Annotated in this window: 14 protein-coding genes; 10 read left to right on the forward strand and 4 right to left on the reverse strand. The window is 65.7% G+C overall.

Annotated elements, in window-relative coordinates; genetic code table 11:
• Positions 1-32 precede the first annotated feature (32 nt).
• Complete coding sequence (locus FYJ28_RS17085; protein ID WP_195840573.1) at positions 33-554, reverse strand: DUF302 domain-containing protein; 522 nt, start codon at positions 552-554, stop codon at positions 33-35.
• Here FYJ28_RS17085 and FYJ28_RS01450 point away from each other — a divergent pair.
• Entirely contained in the window at positions 547-1,074 is a 528-nt protein-coding gene (locus FYJ28_RS01450; RefSeq protein WP_195840574.1) for an ABC transporter permease, read from the forward strand. The two genes, FYJ28_RS17085 and FYJ28_RS01450, sit on opposite strands and share 8 nt — an antisense overlap.
• Before the next feature lie 30 nt (positions 1,075-1,104).
• Here the strand turns inward: FYJ28_RS01450 and FYJ28_RS01455 are convergent, their stop codons facing one another.
• Complete coding sequence (locus FYJ28_RS01455; RefSeq protein WP_154578033.1) at positions 1,105-1,521, reverse strand: VOC family protein; 417 nt, start codon at positions 1,519-1,521, stop codon at positions 1,105-1,107.
• A gap of 224 nt (positions 1,522-1,745) precedes the next feature.
• Here FYJ28_RS01455 and FYJ28_RS01460 point away from each other — a divergent pair, with 224 nt between their 5' ends.
• From FYJ28_RS01460 to FYJ28_RS01475, 4 genes are all read left to right on the forward strand, one after another.
• A complete protein-coding gene (locus FYJ28_RS01460) occupies positions 1,746-2,963 on the forward strand; it encodes an MFS transporter (protein WP_229780085.1) in 1,218 nt (405 codons plus the stop codon).
• Positions 2,964-3,022: 59 nt separating this feature from the next.
• The gene (ligD, locus tag FYJ28_RS01465; protein ID WP_154578034.1) at positions 3,023-4,057 is read left to right on the forward strand and encodes a non-homologous end-joining DNA ligase; all 1,035 of its coding nucleotides are present in this window, start codon (positions 3,023-3,025) and stop codon (positions 4,055-4,057) included.
• A 94-nt stretch (positions 4,058-4,151) separates the two neighbouring features.
• Complete coding sequence (locus tag FYJ28_RS01470; protein WP_154578035.1) at positions 4,152-4,775, forward strand: malonic semialdehyde reductase; 624 nt, start codon at positions 4,152-4,154, stop codon at positions 4,773-4,775.
• Positions 4,776-4,901: 126 nt separating this feature from the next.
• Positions 4,902-5,654 (forward strand): glycosyltransferase family 2 protein, encoded by a 753-nt coding sequence (locus tag FYJ28_RS01475; RefSeq protein ID WP_055241299.1) that lies wholly within the window; start codon positions 4,902-4,904, stop codon positions 5,652-5,654.
• Here the strand turns inward: FYJ28_RS01475 and FYJ28_RS01480 are convergent.
• Complete coding sequence (locus tag FYJ28_RS01480) at positions 5,651-6,604, reverse strand: alpha/beta fold hydrolase (RefSeq protein ID WP_154578036.1); 954 nt, start codon at positions 6,602-6,604, stop codon at positions 5,651-5,653. The genes FYJ28_RS01475 and FYJ28_RS01480 overlap by 4 nt on opposite strands.
• 131 nt (positions 6,605-6,735) lie before the next feature.
• Here FYJ28_RS01480 and FYJ28_RS01485 point away from each other — a divergent pair, with 131 nt between their 5' ends.
• From FYJ28_RS01485 to galK, 4 genes are all read left to right on the forward strand, one after another.
• On the forward strand, positions 6,736-7,581 hold the full coding sequence (locus tag FYJ28_RS01485; protein WP_154578037.1) for a class I SAM-dependent methyltransferase: 846 nt from the start codon (positions 6,736-6,738) through the stop codon (positions 7,579-7,581).
• A gap of 95 nt (positions 7,582-7,676) precedes the next feature.
• Positions 7,677-8,489, forward strand: a complete 813-nt coding sequence (locus tag FYJ28_RS01490; RefSeq protein WP_326831432.1) for a lysophospholipid acyltransferase family protein — start codon at positions 7,677-7,679, stop codon at positions 8,487-8,489.
• 3 nt (positions 8,490-8,492) lie between these two features.
• Positions 8,493-9,626 (forward strand): galactose-1-phosphate uridylyltransferase, encoded by a 1,134-nt coding sequence (gene galT, locus FYJ28_RS01495; protein ID WP_326831433.1) that lies wholly within the window; start codon positions 8,493-8,495, stop codon positions 9,624-9,626.
• Positions 9,623-10,765 (forward strand): galactokinase, encoded by a 1,143-nt coding sequence (galK, locus tag FYJ28_RS01500; RefSeq protein ID WP_326831434.1) that lies wholly within the window; start codon positions 9,623-9,625, stop codon positions 10,763-10,765. The genes galT and galK overlap by 4 nt, the downstream gene beginning before the upstream one ends.
• Before the next feature lie 76 nt (positions 10,766-10,841).
• Here galK and FYJ28_RS01505 read toward each other — a convergent pair whose 3' ends face one another.
• Positions 10,842-11,498, reverse strand: a complete 657-nt coding sequence (locus FYJ28_RS01505) for an SDR family oxidoreductase (RefSeq protein ID WP_154578038.1) — start codon at positions 11,496-11,498, stop codon at positions 10,842-10,844.
• Between the two features lie 224 nt (positions 11,499-11,722).
• Between FYJ28_RS01505 and FYJ28_RS01510 the strand changes: the two genes are divergently transcribed.
• Positions 11,723-13,246 carry a carboxylesterase/lipase family protein gene (locus FYJ28_RS01510; protein ID WP_154578039.1) on the forward strand — a complete coding sequence of 508 codons (1,524 nt, stop codon included), beginning with the start codon at positions 11,723-11,725 and terminating at the stop codon, positions 13,244-13,246.
• Positions 13,247-13,309: the final 63 nt, after the last annotated feature.

A 13,309-nucleotide genomic window follows, 5' to 3' on the forward strand; every position in this document is an offset into this window, starting at 1 on the left:
GACGGTGAAAGCACCTGCCCGGACTGGTCCGCTTAAACCGGGCCGGCAGACTCGCTCAGGGTGTGCATGGCCGCCTGCAGTCCATCCGAGGTCCGTGAGACAACCTGTGCCAGCTGTTCCTGTCCCGCGAGGTCAACCAGTGACTCGGGGTTCAGGGCCTCAATTACGGACACTGCCCCGCCCGGGTCCTCACGGATTACTACGTTGCAGGGGACCGCAACCCCGATTGCACGGTCCAGTTCCATGGCCTCACCGGCCAGGGCCGTATTGCACGTCCCCAGAATGCGGTAGCCCAGCATCCAGTCCGGTGCCGAGGCGCCAAGCTGGGCCGCGAAGTCGGAATCGTTCAGCTGGGCACGGAGGTCCGGCTCTTCCTCCGGTCTCCGGTCCTGCTGTTGATGGCACTGGGATTTCCCGCTGCACTGCTGGCCCTGCAGGGGCTGCTCATCCCGGGGACCCGCGATCCGCTGAATGGAGCCGGGTCCATTCAGCGCATTGGACTTCTTCGTTCCAATGGCACTGTGCGTGGTGATGGCCAGCGTGGGTTTGTCCAACCTTCCTTCAACGCTGGGCGGCTACCGGCAGCTGGGACTTTTCCGGCGGCTCGGGGCGACTCCGGCCGGCGCGCACCGGGTCCTGGGTGCGCAGCTTGCCGTTAGTACGGCCTCCCTCGCGGCTGGGGCAGCCCTCGCGGCCGTCATCGCGGTGTGGGCGCTCGGTGCGAGACCTCCGGAGGTTCCACTGGCGGCGCTTGCAGTGTTCCTGCTGGGATCCGTGCAGATGCTCGCCCTGGGCGCCGTCGTCGGATCCCGGGCCAGGAGCGCGCAGAGTGCCAACGGGATTGGAACCCTCATCCTCTTCGCATCACTGTTCTTCGCAGGAGTGTGGACCCCCGGGCCGTTGATGCCGGAGCCGGCAGCCGCCGTCGCAGGATACACCCCGCTCGGCGCTGCCGCACAGAGCCTGACGGCAGCCTGGTACGGACAACCGCTGGACCTGGTTCCCGTCGTTGTGATGGTTCTCTGGACCGTGCTGTTCTCTGCGGTTGCCGTCCGGCTCTTCCGCTGGCGCTAGGATCCTCCGCCCGGAACGCCGCAGCCGCCGCTACGAACCGCCGTCCTCGATGCTGATCATCCAGCTGGTACCAAAACGGTCGGTCAGCATCCCGAAAACATCACCCCACGGAGCCCGCTCCAGCGGCATCGTCATCTGTCCGCCGTCCAGCAGTTTGTCCCAGTAGCCGCGCAGTTCGTCGCCGTCGTTGCCGCTAAGCGAAATGGAGTAGCTGCTGCCCTCGTGCAGGTTCATGCTGTCCGGGGTGTCAGAGGCCATAAGGACAAAACCCTTGTCCGTGGTCAGCGAGGAATGCATGATCTTGCCGGCCTCGGCCGGGTCTTCGGCCATGTTCATATCGCCAAAGGTGGAGCTCTCCAGGGTTCCGCCAAATACGTCCTGGTAGAACGCCATGGCCTCCGCCGCATTGTCGCGGAAACTCAGGTAGGGATTCATCTGGCTGGGCATGGCAGGTCCTCTCGTGGGGATGGTGGGTGCGGCGCAGCACCGGTGTCCGAAAAGTATGCACTTGGCCACACCGGCGGGGAAGAGGGTGCCGGGAAGTCCGCGAAATCCCACCCGCCCGGCCCGGAGCGGGCCGTCACGCAGTGCGCTCGGCCGCGCCCGCGGGAGTAGCGTTGGGTAGTTGGGTTAGGCAACCTAACAGGGAATCAACGGACACGGAGCGAACATTGCCGCAGCAGGGCAAATCCACCAGGGGCGACGCCGGAGATGGCCGGCTGTGGAGCAAGCCCTTCAGCCTTGCCATCGCGGTGAACTTCTTTATCTCACTCGTCTTCTACCTTCTGATGACCTCAATGGCGCTTTATGCCGTTGACCGCTTCGGGGCCTCTGACACCGCTGCCGGGCTGACGGCCGGCTCCTTCGTTCTTGGCGCCCTCACAGCGCGGGTATTCGCCGGAAAGTTCCTGGACTTCGTTGGCCGGCGCAGGATGCTGCTGGCCGGCCTGCTCTTCTATACAGTTGCTGCGCTGTTCTATACCCCGGCAGGCAGCCTGGAAATCCTCATTGCCATCCGGGTAATCCACGGTGCCGCTTTCGGACTGGCCAGCACGGCGCTTTCCGCCTCTGTCATGGCGCTTATTCCCGCAGGCCGCCGCGGAGAGGGGACCGGATACTTTTCGATCTCCAACACCCTGGCCACCGCCGTCGGACCGTTCCTCGCAGTCCTGCTCGTGGACCGCACCAGCTACGGCGTGCTTTACATGGTCACGGCAGCGTGTGCCGCAGCATCCCTGCTGGTTGCCCTGGCGCTGCGGCTTCCCGAACGCACGCTCAGTCCGGCTGAAGTCGCAGCGAAATGGCGTATGCGCCCGGCTGACGTCCTGGAACCCCGCGCGGCAGCCATCGCATCGGTGATGCTGGTGGCCGGCGTCGCCTACTCGGGAGTGCTGACCTTCCTGAACTCCTACGCACAGGAGCAGGACATGGTGGCAGCGGCGTCGGGCTTTTTCCTGATCTACGCAGGCGTAGTCTTCGTCTCCCGCTTCGTGGTCGGCCGCCTGCAGGACACCCGCGGTGACAACGCCGTCGTCTACCCGATCCTGGCCTCCTTCGCGGTGGGGCTGGGGCTGCTGGCATGGGCGCCCAACAGCACCGTCCTGGCAATTGCCGGCGCCTTCGTGGGCATGGGCTTCGGAGCGCTGATGCCCACCGCGCAGGCCATCGCCGTCACTGTGGCTCCGGACCACCGGATTGGGATCGCCACCTCCACGTTCTTCCTGATGCTCGACGCCGGAATTGGACTTGGACCGTTCCTGCTGGGCCTGCTCATCCCCCTGACCGGATTCACCGGAATGTACGCGGTCCTGGCGGTGGTTGTCGGGGCAGCAATGATCCTGTACCACTTTGTCCACGGCCGCTCAGCCCGCCGGCCGTCAAGGCCCTGACCGGCCACAGCACCGCAGGAAACGCTGACATGCCTGCGGCCAGCAGGTAGCCTGCCTGCATGGCCGCGAAAGCAACTACCATTTCCGTGCCCGGTCCCGACGGCGTCCGCGAGGTACGCATCTCCAGCCCGGACCGCGTGCTGTGGCCGGAGTCCGGTTTCACCAAACTGGATCTGGCCACATACATGGTTGCCGTGGGCGGGGCATTCGTCGCTGCCAACGGTGACCGCCCGCTGTCACTGCAGCGTTTCCCGGGCGGGATAGACGGTGAACAGTTCTTCTCGAAGAACCCGCCCAAAGGAGCGCCCGACTACGTCCGGGACGTAATGGTGGTGTACCCAAGTGCACGTTCCCATCCGCAGCTGGTTATTGACGAACCCGCCGCAGCCGTCTGGGCGGTGCAGATGAATACCATCGTGTTCCATCCATGGCCCTCCCGTGCCGAAGATTCGGATAACCCGGACCAGCTTCGGATCGACCTGGATCCGCAGCCCGGAACCGACTTCGACGACGCAGTTCCGGCCGCAGCCGCCCTTCGGGAGGTGCTCGCTGAAGCAGGGCTCGAGGCCTATATCAAGACCTCGGGCAACCGGGGGCTGCACGTCTTCGCGCCCATTGAACCGGTGCGGGAGTTCCAGGACGTCCGGCACGCCGTTATCGCCGCCGCCCGGGAACTTGAACGCCGCATGCCACAGCAGGTGACGACGTCGTGGTGGAAAGAGGAACGCGGCGAGAAAGTGTTCGTTGACTTCAACCAGGCCAACCGCGACCGCACCATGGCCGGGGCATACAGCCCGCGGGCACTGCCGCACGCGCCGGTCTCCACACCGGTCACCTGGGACGAGCTTGAGAGCGTGGATCCGCGTTCCTTCACGGTGGAAACGGTGCCGGACAGGCTGGCGGACACAGGGGACCCATGGGCAGACCTCGGCGACCGTCCGGGCAGCATTGACGTGCTGCTCCAGTGGTGGCAGCGGGACCTTGAAAGCGGGCTCGGCGAGCTCCCGTTTCCTCCCGACTACCCGAAGATGCCCGGTGAGCCTCCACGGGTCCAGCCGAGCCGGAGGAAGATGGACCTGCCCGAAGAATCGTAGGTGTGAGGATCATCACCCGGTCGATTGGGAAGGGGCCGGGTGGCGGCGGTGTTAAGCACCTCGAGTAACTCCGCCAAAAAGAAAGTTCTTCTTCATGAGCAACAGCGCCACCCAGTCACTCCAGGACCACGCCGTCGTCAGCAGCGAAGCCCTCGACACCCTGTTCCTGGAAGCACGCACCGCCAACACCTTCAGCTCCGAACCGGTCACGGAGGAGCAGATGCGGGCCATCTACGAACTGACGAAGATGGGTCCCACATCGATGAACATCCAGCCGATGCGCATCACCTGGGTGAACTCCCCGGAAGCCCGGGAACGCCTGGTTAAGCACATGGCCGAAGGCAACCAGGGCAAGACCGCTTCAGCCCCCGCAGTTGCCGTGCTCAGCTTCGACACTGAATGGCACGAAGGCTTCCCGACCTTCTTCCCCCACGCTGCAGAGCGCAAGGCCATGTTCGACGGCAACGAAGAGCTGCGCACGGTTATGGGCAACAACAACGCCCACATGCAGGCTGCCTACTTCATCATGGCTGTCCGTTCCGCTGGCCTGGCTGCCGGACCCATGGGCGCGTTTGACGCCGCAGCGATTGATGCTGAGTTCCACGCCGGTACCAGCCAGCGCACCTTTATGGTTGTCAACGTCGGAAAGCCCGGCGAGAACCCGTGGTTCGACCGCCTGCCGCGCTACGACTACGAGGCCGTGACCACCACCCTGTAGCCCTCCGCAGCAAAAAGGGCCGGCACCTGCCGGCCCTTTTTGCTGCCCCGGCCGTGTTCGCCCCGCTTCTCCTTCCACTCCGGACAGCGGCGGTGGGAGGATGTCATAGGCCGGAGGGCAGGGGATATGGCAACCATTTCAGTAGTAATACCCGCGCATAACGACGCCCCGTTCCTTGCCGTCTGCCTGGCAGCCCTGGCAAGGCAGACCCGCGTTCCTGACGAGGTTGTGGTGGTGGACAACTGCTCCGAGGATGACACGGCCGGGGTGTGCGCAGCGGCGGGTGTGCGCAGGGTAGTCGAGGCCCTCCCGGGTGTGGCCGCGGCAACCGCATGCGGTTTCGACGCGGCTGAAGGGGACATCCTCGCCCGGCTGGACGCCGATTCCGTGCCGCCGCCGTACTGGCTGGCCCGGATGGAAGAGCTGGTGGAGGACGCCGGTCCCATGACGGCAGTTACCGGCCCCGGCAACTTCTACGGCGGCAACCGGCTCACCCGCTGGATAGCTGAGAACCTCTACATAGCGGGTTACCGCTGGTCAATGAACATCCTTATGGGGCATCCGCCGATTTTCGGCTCAAACTTCGCCCTGCACGCGTCCATGTGGAAACGGCTGCGGGAGGGAATGCACCGGTCCGGCAGCCGGATCCATGACGATCTGGATCTGAGCTGGCAGATTGCCCCGGACATGGACGTCCTATGGGTGGACTCCCTGCGGGTCGGGGTCTCGGCCCGCCCGCTGGAAAGCTGGAGGGGCCTGGGGCGGCGGCTCTCCATGGCATGGACAACCTTCCGCACGGACTTCGAGCAGCAGGGCCCGGTGGAACGCCGGAGGCTGCGGCGCCGGTGGCGAACAGAGCACGGTCCCGGCCGCGCCTAACCGACAGCCGGCGGCGCCCCGTCCGCGTAGAGCGCCAGCAGGTCCCGCGCCAGCTGGTTTGGTGCGGTCTCGCACGGGCTGTGCCCACCCCGGTAAACCGCCAGCCGGGCCTTGATTGCCCGGGCAAATCCGGCATGTACCCGGTTCGGCCAGACATCGTGTTCCCCGACTGCCACCAGCTTGGGCAGTGCCTGTTCCGCAAGCTGTGCCCGAACATCAGGAACGTGGCGCATCAGGGTAATGATGTCCCGAATTGACTGGCGGCGCGTGACCTGGAAGCGCCGGCGCACAAGATCCATCCTCGAGGCAGGAACCCTGGCGAAGTTCCGCTTGACCCCCCACACAATGAGATCTGCACTGGCGGGGCCGGAAACCAGGGGAGCGAACCTGCCCAGAATGCTGACCGAGCGGAAAGCCAGGCCCGGTTCCGGCGGGGCGCTCATCAGGGTGAGGGTGCGGTAAAGCTCCGGATACCGCAGGAGCCCCAGTTCGGCAATGACCCCCGCGAAGGAATAGCCAAGCACGTGGGCGGGCTCCCGGAGGGTCTGCAGGACTGCATAAAGGTCTTCCACAAACAGGTCGTAGTCATAGTGGTCCCTTGGGGGAGTGAGATTCTCCGGTCCCGCAGCTGCGGACTCGTACTGGCCGGCCAGGTCGTAGGCGAGGACGTAGTAGCCCTGTGCTGCAAGCAGGGGCATCAACAGGGAGAAATCCTCCTTGGAACCCATGACGCCGGGCACCAGGACCACCGGCGGACATCCTGGATCACCCATGGCGTCGGCGGCAAGCACTCCACTGGGAACCGTCAGGCCCAGACGCACCGAACCTTTGGGCAGGACCGACCAGTCGATGGAACCAAGCTGTGAATCCAGTTCCGCCGCGGGCGGTGCGGCAGCGCCGGAAGCAGCGGCGTCGAACGCGTTTGGCGCGTCACCTTCCGGAAGGGCCATACCTAACGATAGCCAGCAGCGCTGCTGCAGGAAGGATCCGGGGAGCCTTTACACTCTTTGGTACCAAGATCAGAATTGGCCCAGCGGGCCGGACCGGTCCGGACGTCTTGCAGTGTGCAGGAGAACCAGTCATGGAAACATCCCATCCGCAGCCCGGGCCGGACAGCGAGCTGAAAAACAGGCACCGCCGGATGTGGGCGCTGGGCGATTACAAGAGTGTTGCTGCTGAGGTTGTTCCCGAACTGGGTGCGGTGCTGGCTGCTGAAGCCGGTATCGGCCCCGGCGACTACGTCCTGGACATCGCGGCAGGTACAGGCAACGCTTCAATTCCCGCTGCCCTCGCCGGGGCCGACATAGTGGCACTGGACCTCACCCCTGAACTTTTGGAAGCCGGGAGGGCGATCGCCGGCTCCCAGGGCATCGACCTCGAGTGGGTGGAGGGCGACGCCGAGGACCTGCCCTTTGATAACGGGACGTTCGACGCGGTTATCTCCTGTGTTGGTGTGATGTTCGCACCCAACCACCAGCGCGCTGCCGCGGAACTGCTGCGGGTCTGCCGTCCGGGCGGAACGATCGCGCTGCTGAACTGGACCCCCGAGGGATTCGTCGGTGAACTGATGTCGATTATGCGTGATTACCAGCCGCCGCAGGCCGCAGTTCCCGGACCGCCGCTCTGGGGCCGCCAGGACTACGTTTCAGGGCTATTCGGCGGGGGCGTCCAGGACTGGCAGGGCCGGCAGCAGATGGTCACAGTGGACAGGTTTGAGAACCCCGGACACTTCCTGGAGTTCTTCAAAGCCAACTTCGGGCCGGTGATGGGGGTCTACCGCGGACTGGGGGAGGACATCGAACGCACAGCCGCCCTGGACCGCGAACTCACATCCCTGGCCGAACGGCATGCCCGCGCCGCAGACAACGGGATCGAAATGGACTGGGAGTATCTCCTGCTCCGGGGCACCGCCGGCGAAGGGCGCTAAAGTACTTCGCGGACGGGATGATGGTGCTTTTCCGCTCGCCGGGAGCAGGGGATAAACTGCAGTTGCTGTTACCGTCCCCAGCCAAGGAGCCGACTGTGCCCGCCAAACGCCGGCCTAACAAGTATGTTTACCGTTCGATCGTCTTCGCCGGAGTCGCAGCAGTGAACCTGTTCCGGGTCAAGGTGATTCCGTCCGGCCTGGAGCATCTGCCCAAGGACGAGGTCATCCGGGGGATGAACCGCCAGGTGGTTCCCGGCAAGGGAGCAGTGGTGGCCATTACGCACTTTGGCTACCTGGATTTCGTGTTCGCCGAATACCTTCTGTGGAAGCAGCTCAAGGTCCACATGCGCTTCCTGGTCACAAAGAAAGCCGCCCGCAAAAAGTTCGTGGCAGCCGTCTGCGACTGGTGCGAACACATAGTGGTGGACCGTTCCAACGGCGGAGCGGCGTACCCCATTTCAGTCGAGAAACTCCATAAGGGCGATTACCTTGCCGTGCTTCCGGAAGCCGGCGTCAGCCGCAGCTTTGAGGTCCGGCAGCTCAAGACCGGAGCAGTACGCATGGCCGCTGAAGCCGGTGTGCCCATCATCCCGGTCTCTGTCTGGGGCGGGCACCGGATGCTCACCCGCGGGCACGGCCTCAGCCTGAAGGCTGTTTGGAAAACACCGGTACGGATCCATATTGGTGAGCCCCTGAGGATCGATCCGGCCGCACCGGTCGCCGAGGAGACTCTCCGCCTCCAGAAGATCCTGCAGGAGGGGATTGACCAGTGCATCGACACCTATCCCGAGAAGGCCCCCGTGGGTGCCTGGTGGATGCCGGTAAGCCGCGGCGGGTCGGCAATGACCCCCGAGGACCAGGTTTTGCTGGACGAAGCAGACCGCGCCAAGTACAAGATCACGGGCTAGCCGGTGGATCCGGCAGGATCCGGGGCATTCGAACCGGCCCGGACGCACCTCGCTGACGGCCGGGAGCTCCTGTACTTCCACGACGGCGGTGCGGGTCTGCGCCAGGGTGGAGTTCCACCGGACACCCGGTCCCTGCCTCCGCGGCCGGATACTCCGGTTATGCGTTTTGATCCGCTGCTGGGAGACTGGATTTCCTACGCCGGGCATCGTCAAAACCGCACGCACCTGCCTCCGGCCGCAGAGTGTCCGCTGTGTCCTTCCGTGCCCGGACGCGCCACCGAAATACCGGCGCAGGAGTACGACGTCGCGGTCTTCGAAAACCGGTTTCCCGCTTTTGGTCCGGGCACCGCCGGATCCCTGCCGGACCCTGCCGGCGCTGAGGCACCCGCGGCCGGCCGCTGTGAAGTGGTCGCCTTCTCCCCGGACCATCAGGGGTCCTTCGCCGGCTTGGGCCTGGAGCGGATCCGGACAGTCATCCGGGCCTGGACCCACCGCACAGCCGAACTCTCGAAGGTGCCGGGTGTAGCCCAGGTGTTCATTTTCGAGAACCGGGGCGCCGACATCGGCGTGACCCTGCATCATCCCCACGGCCAGATTTACGCTTACCCGTACGTGACCCCCACAACGCAGCGCCAGCTCGAATCCCTGGCCGGGTACCACGCTGCTGCCGGCGGGGATCTCTTTACGGATCTCCTTGCCCGCGGGCAGGAAGGGGAGCGCATCGTGGCACATGGACAGTACTGGACGGCGTATGTCCCCTACGCGGCGCGGATGCCCATAGAAGTCCACGTGGTGCCGCACCGCCACGTGCCGGACCTGCCCTCGCTCACCGAGGATGAACGGACCGAACTCGCAGCGGTTTACCGGGATGTGCTGCGCCGGATCGATGGCCTGTACCCGACGCCCACTCCATACATCGCAGCCTGGTACCAGGCGCCCGTGGACCATCCCGGCCGGGAGAAGTACCGCCTCCATCTCCAGGTAACCTCGCCCCGGCGGGCAGAGAACAAACTGAAATACCTTGCCGGATCTGAAGCCGCGATGGGCGCCTTCATTTCAGATGTAACCCCGGAACAAACCGCCGCCCGCCTCCGCGCTGTGCTGGTGGACCCGGCAGGGACAGGCGGAAAACCGTGAGCACCGCCGCGGCAGCGTTCAGCGAACTCTACGGATACGCGCCCGACGGCGTGTGGTCGGCTCCGGGGCGCGTCAACATCATCGGGGAGCACACGGACTACAACGACGGCTTCGTCTTCCCGATGGCGATCGACCGGCGGGCCCGCGTCGCGGCTGCCCAGCGGCAGGACGGAGTGCTCCGGCTGGCCACAACAGCGCCGGGGGAACCGGCGGAGATTGCGGCAGCGGACCTGGCCCCCGGAGTCCTCTCCGGGTGGAGCCGGTACCTGGCAGGGGTGCACTGGGCGTTTGGGCAGCGGGGCGTCCGCGTGCCCGGCATGGACATCCTGCTGGAGTCCGATGTCCCGGTTGGAGCAGGCCTTTCCTCCTCCGCCGCCATTGAATGTGCTGCAGCCCTGGCTTTCGCCGAAGCGGCCGGCGCGGACCTGCCGCGTGAAGAGCTGGTGCTGATCTGCCAGCAGGCGGAGAACGACTTTGCCGGGGCCCCCACCGGAATCCTGGACCAGTCTGCGTCCCTGCTGTCCCGCGAAGGGCATGGCTTGTTCCTCGACTGCAGGTCGCGGCAGAGCCGCCTGGTTTCACTGGACCTGGGCAGCGAGGGCATGACAGTGCTCGTCATCGATACAAAAGTCAGCCACGCCCACGACTCCGGGGGCTACGCGGAACGCCGGCGGGACTGCGAGCGGGCCGCGGAAGAGCTGGGCGTGGGAGCGCTGCGGGACGTGGACCTGTCCGATCTGGTGCTGTCCGCCCAGGGTATGGACCAGCGTGCCTACCGGCGGGCCAGGCACGTGGTGAGTGAGAACTCCCGGGTGCTTACCGCCGTCGGGCAGCTGGAAGCGGGACGGCCTATCCGGTCCCTGGGGCCGGTGCTGGCTTCCAGTCACGAGTCGCTCAGGGACGACTTTGAAGTCTCCTGCCCCGAACTCGACCTGGCGGTGGAGGCTGCCATGGCAGCCGGCGCGGCAGGTGCGCGGATGACCGGAGGAGGGTTCGGCGGATCAGCCCTGGCCCTGGTCACCGAGGCCGGGGCTGATTCGGTGGAGCGGGCCGTTACCCGCGTCTTCGCACGTGCCGGATACACGGTCCCGGAAGTTTTCGCTGTCAATCCGGGAGCCGGTGCCCGGCGCGAAAGCTAAGGCGCGGGAACGGGGTTAAAAGGGGCGGGCCGGCCGGATAACTCCGGCCGGCCCGCCCCTTTTTGCTTATGGTCTGCTAAGCCTTCGTCACTGCGCTGACGGCGTCACGGATAGGGGTATCCCCGTTGATGAACTCGATGAACTGGCCCACGGTCCCTGGCTGCTCAAGCACTTCGGCAGCGACAGCTGCGACGTCGGCGCGGGAGACACTGCCGTCCTGGCCGCCGCCAACACTGATCCGGCCGGTGCCGGGGTCATCGGTCAGCGCGCTGGGGCCAAGGATGGTCCAGTCCAGCCCGCTGCGGCGCAGATGGTCGTCAGCCGCTGCCTTCGCCTCGGCGTAGGCGTAGAACCCGTTGTCCGGGTCCACTCCGTGGTCCTTGCCGGCGCCCATGTAGGACACCATGACGTACCGCCGGACGCCGGCCTGCTCAGCGGCTTCCATGGAACGGATGGCAGCGTCGCGGTCCACGGCATAGGTGCGCTCGGGGGAACCGCCGCCCGCCCCGGCAGACCAGACAACGGCGTCGTGCCCGGACAGGCGCTCCGCCAGTTCAGGAGTGTCAAGCTTTTCGAGGTCGGCCACAATCGGTGCTGCGCCCGTGGCAGCAACTTCCTCCACGTGGTCCGGGTTCCTGAACAGCGAGGACACCTCGTGCCCGTTCGCTGCGAGGTCCTTCGCCAGCTGAAGTGCCACCTTGCCATGTCCGCCAATGATTGCCACGCGTGCCATGGTGCTCCTTTCGTCGGGTACGTACAGGAAGCATAAGCATACTGATGGTTGCGGGGCCGGATCTTCAGCCGCGGGCGGAACCGGGAATACCGGTGCCGGACAGATCCGGGGAAAGCGGAGGCGGTATTGGTGAAGGGGATGGTCTGTGCAGGCGGTGCGAACTAATATCCAAAGGTGCCCGGGCTGGCCGGCCAGCGCCGAGGGGCCAAGGCGAAAGGAAGTACATGTCTACTGCCACCGCGGAAGCTGATCTCACCGTCCAGACTGCAGAGGGGGCGGTCCTCGGGCGGCTCGCAGGAGCCGCCAGGGTCTGGAGAGGCATTCCGTACGCGAAGCCTCCCGTCGGAGAACTTCGGCTGCGGCTGCCGCAGCGTACGGCCCCCTGGACCGGTGTACGCCAGGCGGGTGATTACGGACCATGGGCCCCGCAGCGGGTGCGCAGGCTGCTGCCGGGTGCGGCCGCCAAGACACCAATGAGTGAGGACTGCCTGTCCATCAACGTTGCCGCCCCCGCCCAGCCGGCAGATTCGCCCCTGCCTGTCCTGGTCTTTTTCCATGGGGGCGCCTTCAATACCGGGTCAGCTGCCATGGAGATGGTCGACGGGTCCCGGCTGGCATCCGAGGGCAACGTTGTCTTCGTATCGATGAACTACCGTCTTGGCGCCCTGGGCTTTATGGACTTCCGGGCGTACTCGACAGCCGGGCGTACCTTCGACGTCAACGTTGGCCTGGCGGACCAGGTGGCAGCCCTTGAATGGGTCCGGCGGAACATCGCGGGCTTCGGCGGGGATCCGGAAAACGTGACCATATTCGGCGAATCTGCCGGCGCCATGTCCGCTTTGACGCTGATGTGCGTTCCGTCCGCCGCCGGACTGTTCCACCGGGCGTTCCTGCAGAGTCCCGCGCCGGGGGCGGCCTATGGGCCGGAACTGGCGTCACAGTGGGCCGAGCAGTTCCTCGGGCTGCTGGGGACCGGTCCCGGGGGTGCTGTGGAAGCTCTGGCGACGCTGCCGGCGTCGTCCCTCGTTAAGGCAGGAGATGAGCTGAGCAGCAAAATCACGCCCGAAGCCCAGCCCGGGGCGCTGAGCCTCGCCCCGGTGGTTGACGGATCTTTCCTCCCGCTGCATCCCCTGGATGCGTTCGAGCAGGGACGCGCCCACCGGGTTCCGCTGGTGATCGGCACCATGGAGAACGAGGGAGCCATGTTCGACCGGCTCCATGACATCCTCCCCACCTCCGCGGAGCGGATCCGGAAAATGTTCGAATTGACCGACCCGGAGGCGCAGGACCGGGTGACAGCGGCATACCGGGGGTTTCCGCACCGGAAGCAGGCAGTGGAGCTGGGAGGGGACGCCGTTTTTTGGTATCCCAGCGTGCAGGCCGCCCAGGCACACTCCGGCTATGCACCGACCTGGTCCTACCGCTTCGACTATGCGCCGCGAGCCGCGAGGGCCGCAGGACTCGGTGCCACCCATGGCCTGGACCTGGCTGCTGTCTTTGGCAATTACGACACCGGCACGGCGCGGGCCCTGCTCAGCCTGGGGAACCGGCGTACCACCATGAATGTCGGGCACAGGTTCCGCTCCGCGCTGCTGCGCTTCGCCCGGACAGGTATGCCGGGTCCAATGTGGCCCGGCTACGATTCGAGCACGCGCCGCACCAAGATTTTCGACCGGTACGACCGCATCGAACTGGACCCGCGGGCAGTCCGCCGGCGGGCCTGGGACGGCTACCAGGGGTACCGCTAGCGGCTGGGAGGGCCGCCTCTTTAGGCCCGCGCGGTGACAGGAGAATAGCCGCATAAGATTGAA

Source organism: Arthrobacter sp. BL-252-APC-1A (assembly GCF_009696625.1).
In the GTDB taxonomy this organism is placed as follows: Bacteria; Actinomycetota; Actinomycetes; order Actinomycetales; family Micrococcaceae; genus Arthrobacter_B.

Excerpts from the sequence above, each read along its gene's own strand:
- FYJ28_RS01455 (WP_154578033.1), bottom strand. The coding sequence starts at position 1,521 with ATGCCCAGCCAGATGAATCCCTACCTGAGTTTCCGCGACAATGCGGCG.
- ligD (WP_154578034.1), top strand. The coding sequence starts at position 3,023 with ATGGCCGCGAAAGCAACTACCATTTCCGTGCCCGGTCCCGACGGCGTC.
- FYJ28_RS01470 (WP_154578035.1), top strand. The coding sequence starts at position 4,152 with ATGAGCAACAGCGCCACCCAGTCACTCCAGGACCACGCCGTCGTCAGC.
- FYJ28_RS01475 (WP_055241299.1), top strand. The coding sequence starts at position 4,902 with ATGGCAACCATTTCAGTAGTAATACCCGCGCATAACGACGCCCCGTTC.
- FYJ28_RS01480 (WP_154578036.1), bottom strand. The coding sequence starts at position 6,604 with ATGGCCCTTCCGGAAGGTGACGCGCCAAACGCGTTCGACGCCGCTGCT.
- FYJ28_RS01485 (WP_154578037.1), top strand. The coding sequence starts at position 6,736 with ATGGAAACATCCCATCCGCAGCCCGGGCCGGACAGCGAGCTGAAAAAC.
- FYJ28_RS01505 (WP_154578038.1), bottom strand. The coding sequence starts at position 11,498 with ATGGCACGCGTGGCAATCATTGGCGGACATGGCAAGGTGGCACTTCAG.
- FYJ28_RS01510 (WP_154578039.1), top strand. The coding sequence starts at position 11,723 with ATGTCTACTGCCACCGCGGAAGCTGATCTCACCGTCCAGACTGCAGAG.